This is a genomic window from Caulobacter sp. LARHSG274, assembly GCF_052871235.1.
This window is the reverse complement of the sequence record NZ_JBIXJO010000002.1, coordinates 227539-247803: the sequence shown is the minus strand read 5'-3', so window position 1 is coordinate 247803 and position 20265 is coordinate 227539. Positions and strand designations below refer to the sequence as shown.

General features: G+C 62.6%; 20 protein-coding genes. 7 read left to right on the top strand and 13 right to left on the bottom strand.

The window, feature by feature from the left end:
• Positions 1–146: 146 nt before the first annotated feature.
• The 4 genes from ACIPQB_RS05480 to ACIPQB_RS05465 all read right to left on the bottom strand — a co-directional run bounded on the left by ACIPQB_RS05480 (position 147) and on the right by ACIPQB_RS05465 (position 5603).
• Positions 147–2717 carry a TIR domain-containing protein gene (locus ACIPQB_RS05480; RefSeq protein WP_446484206.1) on the bottom strand — a complete coding sequence of 857 codons (2571 nt, stop codon included), beginning with the start codon at positions 2715–2717 and terminating at the stop codon, positions 147–149.
• Between the two features lie 120 nt (positions 2718–2837).
• Positions 2838–3461 (bottom strand): HNH endonuclease, encoded by a 624-nt coding sequence (locus ACIPQB_RS05475; protein ID WP_446484205.1) that lies wholly within the window; start codon positions 3459–3461, stop codon positions 2838–2840.
• Positions 3451–4905, bottom strand: a complete 1455-nt coding sequence (locus ACIPQB_RS05470) for an AAA family ATPase (RefSeq protein ID WP_446484204.1) — start codon at positions 4903–4905, stop codon at positions 3451–3453. The genes ACIPQB_RS05475 and ACIPQB_RS05470 overlap by 11 nt, the downstream gene beginning before the upstream one ends.
• Positions 4906–5030: 125 nt before the next feature.
• The gene (locus ACIPQB_RS05465; protein ID WP_446484203.1) at positions 5031–5603 is read right to left on the bottom strand and encodes a hypothetical protein; all 573 of its coding nucleotides are present in this window, start codon (positions 5601–5603) and stop codon (positions 5031–5033) included.
• A 298-nt stretch (positions 5604–5901) separates the two neighbouring features.
• On the opposite strand from ACIPQB_RS05465, the gene ACIPQB_RS05460 reads away from it, so the two are divergent.
• The 4 genes from ACIPQB_RS05460 to ACIPQB_RS05445 are packed head-to-tail and all read left to right on the top strand — an operon-like array spanning position 5902 to position 10430.
• Positions 5902–7065, top strand: coding sequence for a DNA cytosine methyltransferase (locus ACIPQB_RS05460; protein WP_446484202.1), 1164 nt, complete (start codon positions 5902–5904; stop codon positions 7063–7065).
• Positions 7013–7906 carry a hypothetical protein gene (locus tag ACIPQB_RS05455; protein WP_446484201.1) on the top strand — a complete coding sequence of 298 codons (894 nt, stop codon included), beginning with the start codon at positions 7013–7015 and terminating at the stop codon, positions 7904–7906. The genes ACIPQB_RS05460 and ACIPQB_RS05455 overlap by 53 nt, the downstream gene beginning before the upstream one ends.
• Positions 7899–8636 carry a GIY-YIG nuclease family protein gene (locus tag ACIPQB_RS05450; protein WP_446484200.1) on the top strand — a complete coding sequence of 246 codons (738 nt, stop codon included), beginning with the start codon at positions 7899–7901 and terminating at the stop codon, positions 8634–8636. Before ACIPQB_RS05455 ends, ACIPQB_RS05450 begins: the two co-directional genes overlap by 8 nt.
• Before the next feature lie 39 nt (positions 8637–8675).
• Positions 8676–10430: a hypothetical protein gene (locus tag ACIPQB_RS05445; RefSeq protein WP_446484199.1), complete on the top strand. Its 1755-nt coding sequence runs from the start codon at positions 8676–8678 to the stop codon at positions 10428–10430.
• A 297-nt stretch (positions 10431–10727) separates the two neighbouring features.
• On the opposite strand, the gene ACIPQB_RS05440 is transcribed toward ACIPQB_RS05445, so the two are convergent.
• From ACIPQB_RS05440 to ACIPQB_RS05430, 3 genes are read right to left on the bottom strand one after another with little or no spacing between them, the layout of a single operon-like run.
• Positions 10728–11141 carry a ribbon-helix-helix protein, CopG family gene (locus ACIPQB_RS05440; protein WP_446484198.1) on the bottom strand — a complete coding sequence of 138 codons (414 nt, stop codon included), beginning with the start codon at positions 11139–11141 and terminating at the stop codon, positions 10728–10730.
• A complete protein-coding gene (locus ACIPQB_RS05435) occupies positions 11138–13105 on the bottom strand; it encodes a conjugal transfer protein TraG (RefSeq protein WP_446484197.1) in 1968 nt (655 codons plus the stop codon). Before ACIPQB_RS05435 ends, ACIPQB_RS05440 begins: the two co-directional genes overlap by 4 nt.
• An 11-nt stretch (positions 13106–13116) precedes the next feature.
• The gene (locus ACIPQB_RS05430) at positions 13117–14373 is read right to left on the bottom strand and encodes a DUF3363 domain-containing protein (protein WP_446484196.1); all 1257 of its coding nucleotides are present in this window, start codon (positions 14371–14373) and stop codon (positions 13117–13119) included.
• Positions 14374–14442: 69 nt separating this feature from the next.
• On the opposite strand from ACIPQB_RS05430, the gene ACIPQB_RS05425 reads away from it, so the two are divergent.
• Positions 14443–14883: a hypothetical protein gene (locus ACIPQB_RS05425; protein WP_446484195.1), complete on the top strand. Its 441-nt coding sequence runs from the start codon at positions 14443–14445 to the stop codon at positions 14881–14883.
• Positions 14884–15079: 196 nt separating this feature from the next.
• Here the strand turns inward: ACIPQB_RS05425 and ACIPQB_RS05420 are convergent, their stop codons facing one another.
• The 6 genes from ACIPQB_RS05420 to ACIPQB_RS05395 all read right to left on the bottom strand — a co-directional run bounded on the left by ACIPQB_RS05420 (position 15080) and on the right by ACIPQB_RS05395 (position 18548).
• Entirely contained in the window at positions 15080–15772 is a 693-nt protein-coding gene (locus ACIPQB_RS05420; protein ID WP_446484194.1) for a lytic transglycosylase domain-containing protein, read from the bottom strand.
• A 128-nt stretch (positions 15773–15900) separates the two neighbouring features.
• On the bottom strand, positions 15901–16386 hold the full coding sequence (locus ACIPQB_RS05415) for a S26 family signal peptidase (protein ID WP_446484729.1): 486 nt from the start codon (positions 16384–16386) through the stop codon (positions 15901–15903).
• 29 nt (positions 16387–16415) lie between these two features.
• Positions 16416–16895 carry a DUF2840 domain-containing protein gene (locus tag ACIPQB_RS05410; protein WP_446484193.1) on the bottom strand — a complete coding sequence of 160 codons (480 nt, stop codon included), beginning with the start codon at positions 16893–16895 and terminating at the stop codon, positions 16416–16418.
• Positions 16888–17175, bottom strand: coding sequence for a helix-turn-helix transcriptional regulator (locus ACIPQB_RS05405; protein WP_446484192.1), 288 nt, complete (start codon positions 17173–17175; stop codon positions 16888–16890). The genes ACIPQB_RS05410 and ACIPQB_RS05405 overlap by 8 nt, the downstream gene beginning before the upstream one ends.
• A gap of 120 nt (positions 17176–17295) precedes the next feature.
• Positions 17296–18042 carry a DNA -binding domain-containing protein gene (locus ACIPQB_RS05400; RefSeq protein WP_446484191.1) on the bottom strand — a complete coding sequence of 249 codons (747 nt, stop codon included), beginning with the start codon at positions 18040–18042 and terminating at the stop codon, positions 17296–17298.
• 167 nt (positions 18043–18209) lie between these two features.
• Complete coding sequence (locus ACIPQB_RS05395; protein WP_446484190.1) at positions 18210–18548, bottom strand: helix-turn-helix domain-containing protein; 339 nt, start codon at positions 18546–18548, stop codon at positions 18210–18212.
• 153 nt (positions 18549–18701) lie between these two features.
• Between ACIPQB_RS05395 and ACIPQB_RS05390 the strand changes: the two genes are divergently transcribed.
• Positions 18702–19205 carry an RNA polymerase sigma factor gene (locus tag ACIPQB_RS05390; RefSeq protein WP_446484189.1) on the top strand — a complete coding sequence of 168 codons (504 nt, stop codon included), beginning with the start codon at positions 18702–18704 and terminating at the stop codon, positions 19203–19205.
• 13 nt (positions 19206–19218) lie between these two features.
• A complete protein-coding gene (locus ACIPQB_RS05385) occupies positions 19219–20220 on the top strand; it encodes a FecR family protein (RefSeq protein WP_446484188.1) in 1002 nt (333 codons plus the stop codon).
• Positions 20221–20265 lie beyond the last annotated feature (45 nt).

The window sequence follows — 20265 nt, the reverse complement described above, 5'->3', positions numbered from 1 at the left end:
CGTGATGTTCCGCTGGGCGCCAAAAGCTGCCGTTCGCTTGTCTCCAAGAACTAGACATTCAGCAAGCTGGCGATCGTTCAGCCGGCCGATCCAGGCGACCTGATCCTTCCGATCTCCGCCGCCGCAAAGCAAAGAGATCAACGCGATCAGACGTCGAGAAAATACTCGTCCGCGAGCCGATATTGCGCTCGCAGACGCGCAGCTTCATCTCTGAGGAGCTTAGCCTGGGCCAATGGCGTTGCCACGTCGTTGGCCTGCGTCTCTAGGATGCGGGCGCGCAGCAGATGGTCCTGCACCGTCGATATTTTGACCTCGGCGAGCCGCTTGTGCGCCAGCTCGTACGCCCCTTTCGAAAGAGCGATGTGACTTTCAATGCGAAGAGCCGTATCCGCGCCGCCAGGTCGCCCTTTGAGAAAATCCACATCGCGCCGCGCCGTATCTTCGTCGCCCGCTTGGGCCGCCGCGATGGCACGTAGCCGCCTCAAGGAAAGTTGACCACTACCGCCGCTCTGCAAGGTGCGCGTCAGAAGGCGCTGGGCATCGCCTGCACGTCCGTCGCGTTGCATCCAAATCCGCGCTGTGCGCGCATCAGCCCGACCGCCCTCACGGGGCAGCCCACGAAGCGTTTCGATGGCTCGCTCGGCCGCACGAAAGTCACCCTGTGAGATCAGCATGCCAATCTTCAGATCGAGCAACTGCGGGTCGCCTTCAACACGGCGATCCTCCTCTTTCAGGAGATCCGCCAGCTCCCGCCAACGCCCAAGCCGCTGATAACAAAGCGCGAGGTCAGCGATGACGCGATCCATGTACTTCTTGGCCTTGCGAGCCTCATTCAGGAGAGCGATTGCCTGCTCAAGGTCGCCGCCAGAGTGGCGCACGTAGAAACTTCTCAAATAATAGCGCGAACGGTAGCCCCGAGAATCGATGAATTTAAGAGTTTCGAGCGCATCTTGATCTCCTAGTCGTGTCTGTGCTCGTACGTAGTACGACAAAATCTCCTCGCGCGTGGTTTCGTCCATGCGCATAGTCTTAGCTAGGGCACCCCAACTCACAGCTTGCCTGAATGCCGCTTCGTCTTCATGCCCACGATTGTAGGTGTCGCGAACGACCTCTTGCAGCGTTGATGCGAGGAGCAGGCCCCTAAATTCGGGGGCCAGCGTGCCTCCCTCAAGTGCAGCCATGTAGACAATAGCGTCGAACAATTCAGTTCGCAGTTTCTGATTTTGAACAGCCTCGTCCCAGCGAGACCTCAACTCAGCCGCGAAACTCTTCTGAATTTGACTCGATCCGTACCCGTGTTTCCGCCGGAACAGTCCGCGCATTGGTTCGGATATCGCATAATTCTCACCAAGGTTCATAACCAGACAACCGCGCATGAGATTATCAAGCGTGTCAGCGAAACCTTGATTAGTTGCGCCACCCTGCTTTGCAATGATATCTTTCAGTAAGTTGCCGTTTATTTGCGGAATCCAACTCAGAATCGACAGTATATCTTTTTCAAATTCCGTGAGCGCGTCGTACGTCAGGCTATCAGCTAGAATCTCTTCTTGTAGCTTGTAGAGACCTTGAAGATCATTGTTTACGACCGCTGGGCCTTTTCGAGCTAGAGTGCTAGCCACCGTCTTCGCAATGCCCGGATGGCCGCCGATCGCCTTGATAACCGTATCGTTCGGCAACTGGGCTTCTGCACCAAACTCGCCGGCCGTCGCAATCATGAGAGCACGGATGTCGCGTTCCTGAACCGAGGGGACCGAAACCTGCAGCACATTGGGATGGTCACGGAGTTCATTGTCGTGAATCGTCCGGTTGGAAACAAACGCAAGCTTCACACGACGATCAGTTTCCAGCGCGCGGAAAAGATGGGGCACCCAAGCCTTCAGGGTACCACGATCCTCATAAATGCCGTTGCCGGTCACGAAGGTTATACTTTGTCCAAGCTTGGCGAAGTAGCTGAGGTTTCGAACGACCTCGGCCGCTTGCTGCTCAATGCTCATGTCACTGAAAATCACCAGATCATGAGTGAATTGATCCGGCGTAAAGCCGACATCCAACTCTTGCCTCAGGGCGCGGTATAGATCGGCGAGGTCGGCGAATTGTGCCAACGGGAAGCTCGGGCCGAAATTGATCAGCGGGAGAGTGCTGAACGTTTGGCGGAAATATTCGCGCTCGACAGTCCGACGGCCGATCCCAGCGTTCCCGGCGAACACGAAGACGTTCGGACTTTCGCCGACCTTGTAGACGATATCCTCGTGATCACGGGAAATCGCGTCTAGCAATGCGCCGCGCCCATAAGTCTTACCATGGCGCTGGGAGAAAGGCGGCTCAGAGATCACGCTCCGGATGAATCGAGCGACGTCGCGCGGTGATAGCCCGGCGCTGTCGGCCCAGAATTCTCTCATCCATTCCGGCAGATCGCTCGCCGACACCTCAGGGTCGGTGATGAAAACGAGGATTTTAAAGTTTGGATTCTTGATCTTCGCTAGTCGCGCACGGTCGATCTCGAACCCGACCCAAACTGAGTCGAGAGATTTACGAGAAGCGAACAACACGAAGACTTCGCTGTCCGCGACACGGGCCTCCATGGCGGCGACGAGATTTTCGCCGTTGGAGAAAGTTTTGGGATAAAAATGCGCGATACCGTCGGGAAGAAATTCCTCCACGGACTTTACAAAGTCCGCGTCGACGCCGGACAACGATAGAAATACGTTAGGAAGCATCGGAACGTCCGTAGAATTGATCGCGGACTTATACCGTACTAGGCCGCCATCCGCGATGGTGAAGCTGCCACATGCCTTTGAACGTGCATAGCTGTCGTCGCCCCACCTACGATGACTAAACTAACCACCTTCTTTTGCGTCCTGAATTAGGGCACGCATTGCGAGGACTGACGGTTCCGCCTCTACCGGCGTCTTGGCGAAAAGCACTCGCTCCGCCAATTCGACATATCGCGGATCGGTCGCGAGAAGCGATTCCTGCCCTATCATTTCGTAAAATCGCCAGAGCTTGCACACCCTAAGGGTTTCAGCACCCTTGGCCGTTTTGGGCGCATAGACGACCTGACCAAGTACGAAGTGATCAGCCCAATCGTCAAAGTGGGGGTGGACGATCGTGTAGGCGTCTGAGTTTCGTGGGAATGTCTGCTTTGGCCTAGCCAGGATGTTGGCATCCCGTTTGGCGAGATTGCAATCGATACAGGAGACGGCCAAGTTTTCCGGCTCGAACATGAAGGTGGCGTTGAGTGAACGGGAGATCACGTGCTCGATGTCCCAGGCCCGGCCATGTTGCACCGGGTTGGGCTTTTGGCAGTAACAGCAGCGGAAGGCCTGGCCCTTGAGGTAGAATTGCTTGATCCGCGATCGCAGAGGGTTGTACTCGGCGCAATCCCAGGCCTCGCCTCGCTCGGTCAGAGTTCGAATAAGCCCTAGCTCCTCATTGGTGAACGCGATCGGCTCAATTGCCATCGGGAGCCAACTCCGCTTGGGCGGCCTGAAGATCCTGCACGATCTGCTTGACCTGTTCGCCGCCTTCCATATTCGCGGCCAACCGGACGAGCTCGGCGAGCTGGGCTTTGAACTCATCGCTGTTGATCTGACGCTCGCCCACAAGACGCAACGCGTCGGCGAGCACGTCGCGTAGATAGTAGTTGGTCGGGCCAACCACATCGAACGCGTTCGCCATGACAAAGTCTGGTGAGCGACCTAGCAGGGCTTCGCTCGAAACACTTGTGGCCCGGTCCATGGAATAGATCCACGAGCCTTGGGGGATGTCGGCGACGATGTGAGGACTGTGCGTGCTGAAGATGAAGTGGCACCCTGAGTAGTCGGCGAACGCCTCCCGCATAAGGTGGATATACTTGCTTTGCCATTCCGGGTGGAGGCTGGTTTCAGGCTCGTCGATCAGCACTAGACTCCCGTCTCGAAGATGCGCCGCGATCGACAGAAATACCGTGAGAATTCCGATCTGGCCGGAGCTGGCGTCGCGAAGATCGTGACGCACGCCGTCTGCCCGCCAGACGTCCACGGACGAGAGGCTCAGCGCACCCAGGCGGCGAAGCAATCGGAGCGTTTCGACATCGAAGGACGGCGGGGGGCCGTCGCCGCTGAAGTCCAACTCCAGCTCCAGCTTGGTCTTCGTGCCCCAAGCCTCGATGAACTGGCCAAGCTTCGCGCGAAGCTCTTCTTCCCGGTAGCCGCCGCTCGCCGCGACGGCGCGAATGCGCTGCATCAGGCGTGCGTCAGCGTCGTCGCCTTCGATACCTCGACGCCCTTGCAGAAAATCTTGAACGTCTTGGCCCAGGGACAGCTTGAGCCTGGTGGTGATCCGAGGCTCGTAGCCGAGCATTTCAAATACGCTACGAAGACGCGCTGCGTTCTCCAAGCTTTGTCGCCGACCAAGGCCTTCGACCGCGCGGTAGATCAATGCGGAAATGGATGCGCGGTTGGTTCGGTCGCGCATGCCGACGTAGTGATAGAACGAGGCATCGTCGCGCAGATCGGCGATTTCGCCGCGTGGAAAGCCGTCGCCGTCCCCGGATGGCTCCAGAGGAAACTTGTCCACGGGTGTAAGGGCGACGGCGATCACGCGTGACGGCAATCTAGCGCTTGGGCTGAGACCCGAGCTTAGGTCTCCGTCAACAGTGGAGTCGAGAACCCCCAACCGAGAGGGGCGCCGGCCACGACCAGTTGCGTCGCTTTGGTGGATTCCGGCAAACTCGCTGGCGATGGCGCCGAGAAGCCGGCTCTTGCCCGTCCCGTTGTTGCCGATGATCACCGAATAGAAGCTATCAGCGCCCGCGGAGTCGATAAGATCTGAGAACGTCACCATCGGCGCGTGCGGAACCTGCCGTGACAAACGCTTTGCCGGCGGGGTCCCACCGGCTTTCAGCAGTCGAAAAGTCTTGGCCATCGGTCGGGTTCTGAATCAGCTTCGCAGACCATGTTAGAATGGCAAAGCTTAGACGCGCAACTTTCGGGTGATGATGACTGCCCTCTCGCGCCAAGCCAGCATTCACCTTCGGAGGCCGTCCACGGCTAAGGAACGGCATGACGAGCGAACAGAAGCGTCGCGAACCGGTGCAGATCGTAATCGGTTTCGCCATATAGCCGAACCAGTCCTCCCGCAGTCTGCGCAAGACCCACATTCGCAGCCTCGGCGACCTCCAAAACTTCTACGGCCAGTGCGCGCGGCAGGTAAAATTCGACGACCGGGACCGAACGCAGGTGTCGCCCCCCAAACCCGCCAGCATTGCAGCTGCTAAACGTCAGCGCGCCCAGGGCCGAAAGCGCAAGGACGGCGGAAATGACTCCAACGTCGAGCCCCAAGAAGTCTTCCTCTGGACTGTCGGCCGCGGCAATCTCCGCTGCGTAACGCTCAGCTTCGTCCTCAACGCTCTCGGCTGCCTCAAACCGTGCGAAGAGCACCTCCTCACGATCAATCGCTTGGGCGACAAGATCCCATCCAACCCAACGCAGATCGCTGTAGAGCTGGTTTCCCTCAAGCCCGATCTCTTCGCCAGCCTCAGCGTCTTCGTCGCTGATCTCGGCAAGGCTCTCGATGTCGAGAAGGCGGACAATCGGTTCAGGATAGCGGAACTGACCTGGCATTAGGCTCAAACAATCCGGATTGGACTCCGCCCACCAAACGAGAACAAAAAGGAAACACTCGACGCGGCGCCGTGATGGCGTCACTGTGGCGCCATGCCCAACGATTCGCGAACCAACAATATTCGGGAGCTCGATAGAGCCACCCTGCGCGTACCGAGCAAGACGCTCGCCGCCATCGATAAGGCCCGCGCGGCTCGCCCTGGGGTGGTCTCACGCAACACTTGGTTAACCGAAGCGATTGCAGAAAAGCTTGCTCGCGAGCATGACGCGAGCGCCCCTATGGGAGGGCAGCTTCGACATGCCTAGCTTCTACGAGTTCTTCGCCGGCGGGGGAATGGTCCGAGCCGGCCTGGGCGACGAGTGGACCTGCCTGTTCGCCAACGACTTCGATGCCAAGAAGGGCATGACCTATCAGCGCAACTGGGGCGCCGATGGCGAGCTCCATATTGGCGACGTCAAGCAGGTAAAGACCAAGCAGCTGCGCGGCGAACCTGATCTCGTCTGGGGATCATTCCCGTGCCAAGATCTCTCTCTTGCCGGCGCGGGAGCAGGCCTAAAGGGCGAGCGCTCCGGGACCTTCTATCCCTTTTGGGACGTGGTGAAGGCGTTGATCGCCGAAGGCCGAGGACCCAAAATCGTCGCTCTGGAGAACGTCTGCGGCGCGCTTACCTCACACGAGGGCCGCGACTTCGAGGCAATCTGCAAGACTTTCGCCGACGCCGACTACCGGTACGGCGCCCTGGTCATCAACGCTTCGCTGTTCGTGCCACAATCGCGGCCGCGTCTGTTTGTGATAGGCGTGCGCGCCGACGTTGAGATCGATCCGGCCCTACTCTCCAGCGGCCCCATCGCGCCGTTTCATACCGCAGCGCTGCAACGCGCTTTTGCCGGTGTCCAGGGCAAAGCGCTTGAGAAGATGTTGTGGTGGAACATTCCAACGCCACCGCGCCGTAGCAAGACCTTCGCCGATTTGATCGAGGAAAACCCCACCAGCGTGGTTTGGCACACGCCGGCCGAGACTGAACATCTCCTAAAGATGATGTCTCCGGTGAACCGTGATAAGGTCAATGTTGCCAAGCGCGCTCAGCGGCGGATGGTGGGCGGCGTCTACAAGCGTACGCGCTTAGACGAGAAGGGTCGCAAGGTTCAGCGCGCCGAGGTCCGCTTCGACGAAATCGCCGGCTGCCTACGCACGCCCGCTGGCGGATCGAGCCGCCAAGTCATCGTGGTCGTCGATGGAGACAAAGTTCGTAGCCGCTTGGTGTCGGCGCGCGAGACCGCCCGCCTCATGGGACTCGACGAAAACTATGTCCTGCCGAAAAACTACAACGAGGCTTATCACTTGACCGGCGACGGGGTTGCGGTCGACGTTGTTCGCCACCTTGCCGCGCATATCTTCGAGCCACTCCTTGGCGCTGATCGGCAGAAGGAGTTGCCTCGGCGTGAGCGTCATTCCATGTGAGCAGGATCCGCAACTGCGAAGCCAGATTGAGAACTTCGCAGAAGTTCTCAAGACCCAAGCCCACACGCTTGGCAACCATGGATTGGACGAGGCGGATTTCTACCAGTCGCCAATCTTCCGCGGTGCGGTCGAAAAGCTTCGTGGTGAATACTCCGCCACCATGCGAGGCAAACGCGAGTTCGTTCAGCATGTCCTCAACCACATGGAAGACGGCGGCCATATCGCCAGCTGGGATCGAACCCAAGGTAAGGCCCGCAACGATTATTATGTGCGGCTCAATAGCGGACGCTCGGCGGTCATTGATCTTAAGGGCTGTCTGGACGGCGAGAACACCAACAAGTTCGAGCGGCCCGCTGACGCTGACGAATTCATCACCTGGAGCCTTTGCACCAACCCCGGCGCCGATCCACGCCGAAATGCTTGGTCGGGCATCCACACACGTCTCAGCGCGGAAATGATCGCCCGCAACAAGCGGGTCGATGGTGTGGTGATCTGGGACATGATCTGCGGCACGCTCGGTAGGCCTTGCCCAAAGCTGGCGGAACTGGACGGAAGCGTTCGGCGAACCAACGTCGGGCCGTTCCTCACCCCGCCGCCCTGCATCTACGTTTTTCCCTCCGTCATCCCTTCGCGATCGAACCCAAAGGCGACAGCTCAAAGCCTTGATGAGGTCGAACTCCTTGTCGCTTTCCAAGCCGCCTTCGCCTGCAAGCCCGACGAGGTCAACTATGTCGACTTCGAGATCGATGACCAAGCGTACGAACTCTCACGGCGGACGGTCATTCGTCGTGCCGGCGTTGTGCAACACGCCTCCGACCTTACGGTCATCCAGCGTGTCTGACCCAGGCCCGCTCTTTGGCCGCAACCCCGACGCGGTGAATTTTCCCCCTTTCGAGACCGAGGATCTACGGGATAACCTTACTCGTTTTCTCGACAGTCCTTTTGCGTGGGAAGGCGGCGGGCCTATCCCGGTGGGGAACTTCCGGTGGGGGATCTACGCATTCTTCGACTACGACGGCGAGCCGATCTATGTCGGCCAGACCAATGAACGTCTACGCTCCCGGATCCGTCGTCACCTGACCAACCAGAGGACCGACGCGGTGGCGATGTCCGTGCTGGATCCCTTCGAGGTCTTCGAAATCGAGGTGTGGCCCCTGCCCCACCTGCAGGATGCGTCGCGCTCGGACGGCGATGCGCGGCAACATCTCGACGCCTTGGAACGGCTGATCACCGAGCAGGCGGTCGATAAATCTGAGTTCAAGGCCATTTTGAACGAGAAGGACCCGCCGCCAGGACGTACGGCAGTCAATGCACCACCTTCGTTTCGAGGCAGGATCGTCTCGGAACGAGTTTTTGAGCTACGCTCCCACCCCGATTTCCGCATTGCTCGGCGGGCATTGATTCTTTCACGCCTCGCGCAGGTTATCTCCGAGCGAAAAGTCCAAGGGGGCTTGCGTCGCGTACTCTTGATCCAAGCCAAGCGGCTGCAATGGCTCGCGGCAAGACGATATAACGCGCTGGGCGGCGCCGCCTCCGTTGCGCGCGAAGGCGAAAACGACGACGAAGGTTGATCTACCGGATCTGAAAAGAGAGGCGGAAGGTGAGTTGAGGTGGATCAGCCAACGACACCTGCACCAGAGCTTGCCGATCATTTAGCCGCATTAGGCCAAGCCGAGCTCGCGGACTTGAAGACCTTTCTGGACACCAATTCGAGCTTCGAATGTGGCGGCATCCTGGTTGAGGTCTGCCGTTGCCTTGACCACGCCCACGTCATTCAGTTGATGACACCGCACAAGCATGCGTGGCTCCCGCCCCACGACTTCGACATCATCGTCCGCGGTTGGAACGTCCTTCTGTCGCTGCTGTTGGAACGGATCGGCGGCTACACCGGTGTGCCGATGGCCGAGAGTACGCCCGAATTGCGCCAGGTCGGCATGAGTTTATTGCATGCGGCCGGCCGCTACGTTCTTTTCCATCGAACCGCCGAGATGGTCCGCCATGGCATGGTCACTGGTGTGGCCAACGAAACCGCGATTGAGGTTTGGGCAACCGAACGCGCAACCTCCGACCACTTCCATGACCATCTCGATCAAAGCCGTCTAGCTCAGCTTCAAGCCAAGGCTAACCTCGCTAATCGGCCCGATCCGCGAGGTCCCGAAGGTCGCCACATAGTAGGCCAGATGGCGGCCTTAACGTTTCCCTGGGAAACCTCAAAGGGCCTCATGGTCGGCTACACGACCACGCCAGAAATCGACGACTTCTTCCTCCGCTCGGCCGCCGACTCTACCGTCCTTTGGAGCGGAGAGGCGGGCATCTCGCCCGGTGCACAGCTTGGCGGGTGTAGCGGCGAGGACCTGACGATCGTCGTGCACCTGCTACTCAGCTTCTACATCAAGCACGTGATGTTCGTGGAAGAAGCGATAAAACGCCACCCGGGCGTCAACCAGCACATGAGCCTCACGATCTGGAAGCAGCGGACCGAACTTGTCGACGTGCTTGTCAGTGCCGGCGCAGCGGTTGACGTCGCTGAAGCGGCGCTCGACCTCATTACTGTACGGCCGGCGGACGCCCAGTTCTTCATGAACGAGCACACGCCCGGCGTTCCGTTGGCGATCGAAATCGCCGACGGTTACCTACTTACTCCGATCAGCGGCATCTTTAGAAATCCGCTCCATCACATCCGCATGCTGCGAGAATCCACATCGACTCGGCTGCAAAACGCGTTTCGCGAACCCCGTGAAGATTGGATGGCTGAGGACCTTTATCGGCTCTTCCAAGGGAACCGTTATCAGCGTGTCGAGGGTCAAACGCGTTTGAGCCGAAATGGACAGACGGTGACCGACATCGACGCGGCGATTTTCGACAATGTAACCGAGGAGTTGGTTGTATTTCAGCTTAAGTGGCAAGATTTTAGAACCAGCAGTGTGCGCGCACAGAGAAGCAAAGCAAAGAATTTTACTGAACAAGTCGAGCGCTGGGGGAAGAAGACGACACTGTGGATTGATCAGTTCGGTGTCGCTGCGCTTTGCATGGCGCTGAAGGTCAAGTTGCCAGGCGGCCGGCTTCCGACGCTTATCCGTCTCTGGGCGATCGGGCGGTCTAACGCACGTTTTCAGAGCTATGGCTATACGGTGGGGCCGCAAGTCCTTGTGTTGGCTTGGCCACAGCTTGTACGGCTTCGCCTTGAACTTGGCCTTGGAGCTGACGTATTCGAGGATATCACACGGATCTCCGCCAATGAAGCGACAACCATTACGCCCAGAACGGCGATGCCATATGAAATAACAAATCGCGGAATTCGCGTGCTGTTTAAAGATGTTTGGACGCACGGTGTGGAGGAAGAGGAGGATGGAGAAGAAGGGTGACCCCAGAATATTCCCAAAAGTTCTCAACAATACTTCTGCGACAGTTGATCTATGAACGGCTCACGGGCGGCGCGGCCTTTCGCGAGCTAGTAGCTAGGCGCTCCGCCGGTGCGGCTAATTTGGAGAGCGAGCGACTTGGTCCAAATAGGCCACCGCAGCTGGCGAGATCATCGGCCGCAGTGTGAGGCGTGCAGTGGTCGGATTTTTCTTAGGTCCGAGAATAGCCGTTGCCCAAGCCTGCGCCAGCGGCGCCATGGCCATTGCCCTGAAGCGGACCCTATCAAGGTCAGAGAAGAGTCACGTATGGTCGATTCCGATATCGGCGAGCACCTCGCCCCTCAGTAGACGTCCTTCAGAAATACGCCGCGCCAGCAGGTCGACAAACGCGGCATAGCGCTCCTGCCCCTTCGCGCTGGCCGCCCGATCCTCCACCGCCGACATGGCCGGGGTGACCTTCAGCCAAGTCTTCACGAACAGCCCGATCGCCTCGTTGGAAATCGTGACGTCCCGCTCGAGCCGATCAAGCTGGCGCGACATCCGATCCAGCCGCCGAGACAGCGCCGCCTCCCCCGCCTCGGCGCTATCGGGCGACAGATAGGCTTCGACAGCGGCCCGGACGATCTCCGACTTCTGGCGCCGCGTCCGCCGCGCGCGCTCGTCGAGGACCCGGATCGTGTCGCTGGTCAGGAAGACCTTGGTCGGGATCTTCATGCGTCACCTGAGAGCGGGATGCCATCGTCGCGATCCATGGCCGCCTGACGGGCTGCGCCCGTGAACCGGCGTTGAAGTTCCTGCCTCTGCTGGACCTCATCGCCCTCCTCTTCCGGCTGCCGTTCGAGGTCTTCGTCGAGGGGTTCTGGCGTTGGGTCCTCGTGACCATCGAGTTCGGGCTCGCGCTTGAGCCCGCCGTCGTCGAACGCCGCTGCTCCTTTGCGAACCACCGCGGTGCCCGTGAGGACGCCATCCCAATCGACCGCCACAGATGATCGCGGCACGCCTGCCGGTCGGCCCAGCGCGCATACCCGCCCCGCCAAACGAGGGTCCGCATAATAACGGATCTTCGTCGCCCGGATCGGCGGCGCGCCCGCGACCAGAACGACAGCCTCGTGCGACGGCAGCTGCATCACCTCGCCAGGCGTCAGCAGCGGACGCGCCGTTTCTTGGCGCGAGACCATCAGGTGGCCCAGCCACGGCGCCAGGCGATGGCCCGCATAGTTCGCCATCGACCGCATCTCCGTCGCGGTGCCAAGCGTGTCGCTGATCCGGCGCGCTGTGCGCTCGTCGTTGGTCGCGAACGCGACGCGGACGTGGCAGTTGTCGAGGATCGAGTGATTGGCGCCGTAGGCCCGTTCAATCTGATTCAAACTCTGCGCTATCAAAAATGCCTTGATGCGGTACCCCGCCATGAAGGCCAGCGCCGCTTCGAAGAAATCCAGCCGGCCAAGCGCCGGAAACTCGTCGAGCATCAAGAGCAGCGGTCGTCGGGTCCGCGAGGCCTCAAGACCCTCGGTCAGACGGCGGCCGATCTGGTTGAGCACCAGGCGGATCAGCGGCTTGGTTCGGCTGATGTCGGAGGGCGGCACCACCAGGTAGAGGCTGACAGGTGCGTCCGACTCCACCAGGTCGGCGATGCGCCAGTCGCAACGCGAGGTCACAGCGGCGACGACCGGATCTCTATAGAGCCCCAGAAAGCTCATCGCGGTGGAGAGCACCCCGCTTCGTTCGTTGTCGCTCTTGTTGAGGAGCTCGCGGGCCGCGCTGGCCACCACGGGATGGACGCTGTTTCCGAGGTGACGCGTCGTCATCATGGCGCGCAGCGTGGTCTCGATCGGCCGCGACGGATCGGCCAGGAAATTGGCGACCCCGGCCAAGGTCTTGTCGGCCTCAGCGTAGAGGACATGGAGAATGACCCCGACCAGCAGGCTGTGGGAGGTCTTTTCCCAGTGGCTGCGACGCTCGAGAGCGCCTTCCGGATCGACCAAAATATCGGCGATGTTCTGAACGTCTCGGACCTCGCTGGACCCACGCCTGACCTCCAGCAGAGGATTGTAGGCGCTGCTATCTGCGTCGGTCGGATCGAACCGCAGGACGTGACCAAACTTCGCCCGGGCCCCGGCGGTGAGTTGCCAGTTCTCGCCCTTGATGTCGTGGATAACCGCCGAGCCTGGCCAGACGAGCAGGCTGGGCACCACAAGGCCGACGCCCTTGCCGCTACGGGTGGGGGCAAAGCACAACACATGCTCAGGACCATCGTGCCGCAGATAGTGATCTCCGATCCGGCCCAGCATTACCCCGTCGTCGCCGAGCAGGCCGGCGATCTTGACGTCGTCGAGGTTGGCCCACCGGGCCGAACCGTAGGTCGTCACGTTCTTGGTCTCACGGGCGCGCCAGATCGACATGGCGACGGCCATCACCACGCCAAGCAGCGCGCCTGAGACCGCGATGAACGCGCCGCGCAGAAACACCGTCGGCGCATAGGCGTCGTAGATGAACCACCATACGAAGAAGGCCGGCGGCGGATAGAGCGGCCATCCCCCAAGCCGTAGCCAGGGCGGTCCCAGGCCCGACTGGTAGTCCAGCTGCCAGGCCGTCCACTGGGTCGCGGCCCAGATCCCGCCGAGCGCCATGGCCCCGATCAGCAGGATCTGACCCCAAAGGATTTTCGTACCGTTCATCGCTTGCACCTCTAAAGTCCAAGCCCGCGCCTTTTCCCCAGCGACCAGTCCATGCCGCCGCTCGGCGTCACGGTTCCCCTCACCTCTTGTCCGAACTGGGCGTCGAGCGACCGCGTCCACGGGACCAGCTGGAAACCAAGGCCATCCTCGATCATGGCGAACCGACCTGAGGCCAGATCGATCCGACGGCTGTAGACGCCAGCGACCAGGTCCCCCTTCCCCGCCTCGATGAAGGTGGACCCGGTCTCCGCCAGCATGTTCGCCGCGACCCGCGAGAGCTCTTGCCCCCGCAGCGTCGCGAGAAGGTTGCGCACGGGTGTCAGCCCGCCAGCTTGGCGGTTCGTCAAACCCAGGGCTTCCAGGTGGCCGCGCCGCTGTTCAAGCGCCTCCCGAGCCTCGCGACCGAACCCCGACTGGGCCAGAACGAGCGGTTCGCGCGATACCATCTGTCGGTCCAGCCAGGTGGCCCCCGACGCCTTGATCTGGGCGGTCAGGTCAAGGTCAGAGCGATGCACCAGCTCCAGCCAACTGCCCCCGCCCTCCAAGGCCCGCGATCGAACCTCGACCAGCCCGCCGATCGGCGTGTCGCCGGTCTGGGCCAGATCGTGAAACCTGAAATGATGGGTCCGGCCATCGACCGCATCGACGACGACATAGGCCTGACCTGTCAGCTCATCGTGCAGACCCCGGTCGGCCAGCCTTCCGAACACCGGCCCCTCCAGGTCGCGCCCCTGGATCACCACCGCGTTCAGATCCCGCTGCTGGCCGTGCAGCGCGTCCTGCAGGGTCTTGATGATCTCCCCGCGCTCGGCCAGGCCCCGCAACCGCGGCTCCAGATCGCCGACCAGGCGCCATTGGCCCGGCCCATCCGCTTGCGCCAGGCCCAGACGTTCGAGGTATTCGGCCCGGCCGATCAACCGTGTCTGGCCGGGCGCCTGTCGCGTGCCATCCGGACGCAGATCCAGGCGCCCCGCTTCGTCGGCGACCTCGCGCAACCGCCGATCCAGAGGAGTCCAACGGTCGGCGGTGACCTCCCGATCGAGGCTGGCGGCGATCTCCGCCTCGGTTCGTGGCCCCAGCTCCAACGACACCAGGGCCTGGGCCATCTCCCGAAAGCCGTGCTTGATGAAGTCGGGATTGATGACCAGGTCGCGGCCGTCGTCGGCGACGCCGCGCACCAGGACATGGACGTGCGGATTGTCGGTGTTCCAATGGTCGATCGCCACCCAGTCCAGCCGTGTTCCCAGCTCCCGCTCCGCGCGCGCCATCAATTCGCGGGTCGTGGTCCGCAGGTCGGTCAGCTTGGCCGCGTCCTCCGGCGAGACGATGAAGCGAAAATGGTGGCGGTCGTCTTCTATGCGGTTGGCGAAGGCGTCGTGATCGGCGGGGCCGTCGCGATCGAACATTTCGGCGCGCTCGCCGTCGCGCGTGGCGCCCTGCCGACGAAGATAGCTCAGGTGCATCTTCATCGGCGCGGCGCGGTACCGCGCGCCCTTGTGCTGGACGATGCGGGTCTTGATGATCACCCGTCGCGACGCCAGTCGTCCGCCGCCCAGGCTCCGGCCGCCGCGGCCGAACCGACCGGCCTTTCCCCGCGTCCCAAGGTCCAGCGTTCCCAGGCCCGAACGTTTGGCCGCGCCCAGGACCTCGCCGGCAAATCCGCGGACCCGCCCCGCGGTCCCCGCGCCGCGATCTCGCAGGCGTCCCAGCCGGGGACGAAAGTCGTTTTCCCGTTTCATGAAGAGGCCAGAGACGAAAGGTCCCTGCCAAACACTTGAAATTCCAAGCCAATTGGCGCGCGGCGGAACCCGCCGCGCGGGGTAGGTTCCTGAAATTCCTCAACACCATCAATGACATGGACCCGCAGGGTCCCTGTCCTTTTATCTAGCACTAGGCCTAAGGCTGCCCTGCGCCCACCCATGCCCCCTTCAGCGCGCTTCACAATCTCTACCAAGACCTTCCTGGACACTCTGCTCATGGCCAAAGCGCCTCTCGATGGATCGACCTCACTAGCGCGTCGTCCGTGGCCTCATCCGACCCGCTCTGCCCCACGAACAGGCCTGCCGTTCGAGGGCTTGCGGGATGGCTTTGGAAATCTGCTTCTCTGATCAATGGCGCGAGGCTGCGCACATAGGCTTGGGTCTCCGGCGGCAGAGACTGCGCACCCGTCAGATGTTTCGCATAGCGTTCGGGCCCGGCATTGTAGGCGGCCAGGAAGCCGGGCGCACCGAACCGATCGTACAGGCGTCGCAGGTAGGCCGAGCCCGCCAGAACATTGGCGCGCGCATCGTAGGGATCATCGCCCAGGTGCAATTCGCGCGTCAGTTCACGCCAGGTCGCCGGCATCAGCTGAAGCAGGCCCATGGCCCCTTTGAGCGACACCGCGTCAACGCGGCCACCGCTTTCCTGGCGCATCACCGCATAGATCCACGCCTCGGGCAGGCCAAAGCGCCGCGCCGCTTCCGACACCGCTTGCGTGATCGGCGAAGTCCGCTCCGCTCTCGCCGCGGGGGGGAAATCGGCCTGTCGCGCCGTGGCGGACGGGGCCGAGGTGAGGAGGCTCAAGGCCGCAATCGAAGCGACCGACACGCGCGTCGCGTGGGGGATTTTTCCTGTCGTGCGGCTCGCAACAAACCCGTGGCCGGGCTCGCCGGCGTCAAGGACCAAGCACGAAACGCGCCGGCCTGACGGCCGTCCTTGACCCCGGCTTGGCGCGACCACCGACGCGATCTGGATCGGGACGACGAAAGGACCGGCAAACCGACCAAGCCAGGAAAGGACATGGGACGCGCTCATCACCGGGCGTCCCACGTCCACAGGGGACGAGCGCGGCCGACAAGACCGCGGACTGGAAGGGGGCCAAAGTAGCGGCTGTCGAGACTGTCTGGAGCCCGGCGGTTGACGAGCAGGACCTCGGCGTCCGACAGGCGATGGCAGCCGACGAAGGGCCCAAGCGCCCTGCCCCATCGATCATGGGGCCGCATGCGCGCGATCGGCGCCCCATCAACCGAAAGGACGCCGTCACGCCCGCACACCCGCTGGCCAGGCGCCGCGGCGACCTGCTTCAAGAGCGGCACGTTCGCCGGCAGATAGCGTCGATAGGCCATCCAATGGGCCAAGTCGCGCGGCGGCAGGATGGCCACCCATTCGCCGACAACCGGTCGCCCGGGAGCCAGGACATAGAACCCCACCGGCGCGCTGGCCGTGGTGTTGAACAGAACCCTGGGCGCCAAACGATCGCGATCGCCCAGGCCAAGGAGCAGGCAACTGGCGGCGGCCACACCGGCCAAGGACAGCTTTCTGGCGGTGCTCATGACAGGAATGACCGGCGCAGAAGCCAGGCGCGATGGCGGCGGCGCAAATAGGGGCGTGGTTGCAGGCCAACGCCCACGCGCGCGCCGACATGGCGCCAATAGTCCGGCGCGGCGAGTTCTGGCCGCACGCCGATCCGTTCGACGCCGTCGATCGCCTCGAAGACGGCCTGAACCTTGGTCGAGCCGGCGACATCGAGCAGGATCTCAGCGCCGGGCGACACCTCCGGATAGGTCGTGAACGGCATTCCAGCTCCGACGGCGCGCAGCACGGCGATGCGGGAGTCGACCGTACCGAAGTCCCCGGCCCGCCAGCGGACGAAGGCGAAGACCGCACCCGGCGCGAACATCACCGTGCGCCGCCGCCGATCCTGGACCTGTTCGGCGATCGGCCGTCCAAACCGGATCGAACGCTCGATCCGTTCGTTCAGGAACAGCAGTTCGACGCGGGTAAGGCCGCCGTCTTCCCGCTCAGACATCGCCCTGCCGCCGCAGGTAGGCCGGCGCGAGGGCGGCATGCTGCTTGGCCGGCGGCGTCACCACCGCGCTCTCGTCGCTGGTGGAGCGACGCTCGCCCCGGCGCGACCAGGCCTCCAGGTCGGGCAAGGTGTAGACGATCCGGCCGCCGTTCTTTCGGTAGACGGGGCCTGTACCGTAGCAGCGGTGCTTGGCCAGGGTTCGCTCGGAAATGCGCAGATGTTTGGCCGCCTCGGGCGCCAGCAACAGGCGCTCGGAGGCCGACAGGTCGTTTGGCGACATGCTCTGATCCTCGAAAGCCGCCGGAAAGCTCCCGACATCGGGCGGCGGCCGAGGAAAAGCCTGGCGCCTGATCGGCAGGGTCAGGGATGGCGAAGACAGCCCTGAGCGGACGTCGCCACCCTAGAACCCGGCCTTCAGCAGCTTCAGATAGCCGCCCGCCATCAGGCTGCGGCCCCGGCGCACCAGGCGAATGGTGACGTCGCGCAGCGAAGAGGTCTTGAAACCGGAGGCGTCGATCTCGTCCTCGCCAAACAGGCCAGCGGCGATCTCGCGGTAGCTCTGCGACTCCTGGGCGGCGTCGAGCGCGAACAGGCTGCGGGCCAGGCGCGCTTTTTGCTCAGCGCTCAGGCGGGATCTCGGCGGCTCATCGGTCAACGCCGCGCGCCGCAGCGCGTCGACCGCGCGCACACGAAGATTGAAGTCGGCGTCATAGGCGAGAACGACAACGAGCGGTCCGGCCGGCGTGGCTTCGCCACGCAACTGCACCTGCAGCCCGCTCGGGAAACGAATGTGGAGCCCGTCTTCGCCGACGACCGGTTCCAACATCGTAGGCGGCAGAGCCTTCGGTCGGCCGAACGCGCGGCGCTCCATCGCTACGACAAGACCCGGCGCGACGTCGGCGCGCCATACGACACGGGCTCCGTCGGCCGACAGGTCTGGATCGGCCGGCACGCTGAGGCCCCACCGATGGTCCAGGACATCCATGCCGCGCGCCAGATCCCCGAAGTGCTCGCGGTAGGCTGGATTGCGGCGCAGAAACTCCCAGCACAGGCCCGGCGTCGTGAAGCCAAGAAATGCGCGCCAGCCGCCGCCGCTGCTGTCGCGCGGCGGCCGATCCGAGCCCGTAGTGGCGTGCGGGGCGGCCATGCTGCGATGGCGGCAGAGGAGTTCTTGCAACGCATCAAGAAGTGCGAAGCAGCATACTTTTCCCGCGCATTACGCGGCGAACCGTGGGGTTAGCGGCAACCAATTCAACGCCGATACGCAACACATCGGCCCGACGGGTCAGAACCATTGCGCGATTACGTGCAACGTTATCTTCGCATCTTCAGAGCTACCGCGATCAGCTCCTGCAGGTTCTGGAGATCAATCTCCTTGAGCCCGACAAGTTGTTTGAAGATCGAAGCTAGCGGGTCACTTCGCCCGCCTCTTGCCGCATAGCCACCGCTATTGAATAGCTCCCAGACATCAACGTCCAACGCTTGCGCCAAGCGCACGACGGTATCGAACGTAGGGGCGGTCTCGCCGTTCTCCAGCCGTTGTACCGCATTGGGTTGACGATCGATGCGCTCAGCCAGTTGAGCTTGGCTCAAGCCGGTGCGCTTTCGATGATAACGGACCAACGCACCGAACTGCTCTTCCAGTGTCGACATGCGCCCCTGAAGCCTGACTACGCAACAGTGGGAGATGATCCGCGAGCGCCATCGCGGCGACAGGCCATGAAAAGGTGTCTTTTATTTTCAATGCACCTTTTCAAGGTGGATTCCATGTAGGACTCTGTGGGGCAATCTCTGGTGGATCGTCCAATGGATGGCTTCTTCTCCCCCGCGCCCGTGCGCCCCGACCTCAGCCTCGCCGTCGAGTCGCTGTTTCGGCGCTACGACACCTGGTTTCGCCGGGTGCTGCGCAAGCGTTATGGCGACATGGCCGACGACCTGGCGCAGGAAGCCTATCTGCGCACGGCGATGCACGACGCCGCAGGCGAAGTGCGCCATCCCAAGGCCTTCCTGATGCAGGTGGCCAACAACCTGGCGATCGATCGGCTGCGACGGCAAAGGCGCGAGGAGGATCAACTCATCGACGGCGAAGCGTTCCAGTCGTCCTCGACCGCCGCGTCGCAAGAGTATGAGCTGACCCTCAAGCAGATCGTGCTGGCACTGCCGCCAGAGTTGCGCGATGTTTTCGTGCTGAGCCACATCAACGGCCTGACGCATCGGGAGAGCGCGTTGCAGCTGGGACTCACCGAGCGCACTGTGAAGGACCGGATGCGCCGAGCCTCGATCAGGGTGGCGGCGGCCATGCGGGACTGAGGCGGCGCGCGTCATGATCAAAGACCGTAAGAGTTCCGCACGGATCACGCGCGAGGCGGCGGACTGGTTGGACAGGCTGGGCACGCCCCCGCATGAGACCGAGGAGCTTGAGGCGTTCTCGGCCTGGCGCGCGGACCCTGACAATTGGGCCGAATATGAGCGGCTGGACGACATCAAGCGCGCCATGGCGATGATGCGGGACGATCCTGACCTGCGCCAAGCCGCGGACCAGGCGCTGGCGCGCGGCGCCGCGCGACGCGCGCGCCAAATCGCGCCCCGCAGCCGGTCCCGACTGATGATCGGCGCGCTCGCCGCCGCCGGTCTCGTGGCGGCCGTGGCGGTGGGCCTGACGCTGCGCCTGCCGACCTATTCGACCGGCGTCGGCCAGACCTTCAGCGCGACGCTCGAGGACGGCTCGCGCGTCCAGCTCAACACCGACAGCGCCGTGCGGGTCCGCTACGGGGCCGGCGAGCGGCGCATCGAGCTGCTGCGGGGCCAGGCGCTGTTCGAAGTGGCGCATAACCCGCAGCGGCCGTTCATCGTCACGGCCGGCGCCGCCCAGGTGCGCGCGCTCGGGACGCGTTTCGACGTGCGGCGGCTGGGCTCGGAGGTGCGGGTCGTGCTCGCCCACGGCAGCGTCGAGATCACCGATCACGCGGTGCGCAGCGCGCCCTGGCGCCTCAAGCCGGGCCAGATCCTGGCCCTGGCGCCGGCCACCCCGGCCAGCGCCGCGCCCGCGCCCATCGATGTCTCGACGGCCACCAGCTGGACCTCCGGCAAGGTGACGTTCGAGGACGTCACGCTGGCCGACGCGGTCGCCGAGCTCAACCGCTACAGCCGCGACAAGATCATCCTGGGCGAGCGTGCGCCCGCCGCACGCCGGGTCTCCGGCGTGTTCACCGCCGGCGACAACGCCGATTTCATCGCGGCGGTCTCGTCGCTCTACGGCCTCAAATCCGTCCCGCGCGCGAGCGGCGACATCGAATTGCGGCCGCAAAACCCGGCCGCGTCTTGACGTCATAAATTTTTCACGAGGACGCTGTCCCTCGACGTCGGCCCG

What these genes read in the sequence shown, in the direction of transcription:
- ACIPQB_RS05480 (WP_446484206.1), bottom strand. Translation starts at nt 2,717, where the DNA reads ATGCTTCCTAACGTATTTCTATCGTTGTCCGGCGTCGACGCGGACTTT.
- ACIPQB_RS05475 (WP_446484205.1), bottom strand. Translation starts at nt 3,461, where the DNA reads ATGGCAATTGAGCCGATCGCGTTCACCAATGAGGAGCTAGGGCTTATT.
- ACIPQB_RS05470 (WP_446484204.1), bottom strand. Translation starts at nt 4,905, where the DNA reads ATGGCCAAGACTTTTCGACTGCTGAAAGCCGGTGGGACCCCGCCGGCA.
- ACIPQB_RS05465 (WP_446484203.1), bottom strand. Translation starts at nt 5,603, where the DNA reads ATGCCAGGTCAGTTCCGCTATCCTGAACCGATTGTCCGCCTTCTCGAC.
- ACIPQB_RS05460 (WP_446484202.1), top strand. Translation starts at nt 5,902, where the DNA reads ATGCCTAGCTTCTACGAGTTCTTCGCCGGCGGGGGAATGGTCCGAGCC.
- ACIPQB_RS05440 (WP_446484198.1), bottom strand. Translation starts at nt 11,141, where the DNA reads ATGAAGATCCCGACCAAGGTCTTCCTGACCAGCGACACGATCCGGGTC.
- ACIPQB_RS05435 (WP_446484197.1), bottom strand. Translation starts at nt 13,105, where the DNA reads ATGAACGGTACGAAAATCCTTTGGGGTCAGATCCTGCTGATCGGGGCC.
- ACIPQB_RS05430 (WP_446484196.1), bottom strand. Translation starts at nt 14,373, where the DNA reads ATGGCGCGCGCGGAGCGGGAGCTGGGAACACGGCTGGACTGGGTGGCG.
- ACIPQB_RS05425 (WP_446484195.1), top strand. Translation starts at nt 14,443, where the DNA reads ATGGTGGCGGTCGTCTTCTATGCGGTTGGCGAAGGCGTCGTGATCGGC.
- ACIPQB_RS05410 (WP_446484193.1), bottom strand. Translation starts at nt 16,895, where the DNA reads ATGTCTGAGCGGGAAGACGGCGGCCTTACCCGCGTCGAACTGCTGTTC.
- ACIPQB_RS05405 (WP_446484192.1), bottom strand. Translation starts at nt 17,175, where the DNA reads ATGTCGCCAAACGACCTGTCGGCCTCCGAGCGCCTGTTGCTGGCGCCC.
- ACIPQB_RS05400 (WP_446484191.1), bottom strand. Translation starts at nt 18,042, where the DNA reads ATGGCCGCCCCGCACGCCACTACGGGCTCGGATCGGCCGCCGCGCGAC.
- ACIPQB_RS05395 (WP_446484190.1), bottom strand. Translation starts at nt 18,548, where the DNA reads ATGTCGACACTGGAAGAGCAGTTCGGTGCGTTGGTCCGTTATCATCGA.
- ACIPQB_RS05390 (WP_446484189.1), top strand. Translation starts at nt 18,702, where the DNA reads ATGGATGGCTTCTTCTCCCCCGCGCCCGTGCGCCCCGACCTCAGCCTC.
- ACIPQB_RS05385 (WP_446484188.1), top strand. Translation starts at nt 19,219, where the DNA reads ATGATCAAAGACCGTAAGAGTTCCGCACGGATCACGCGCGAGGCGGCG.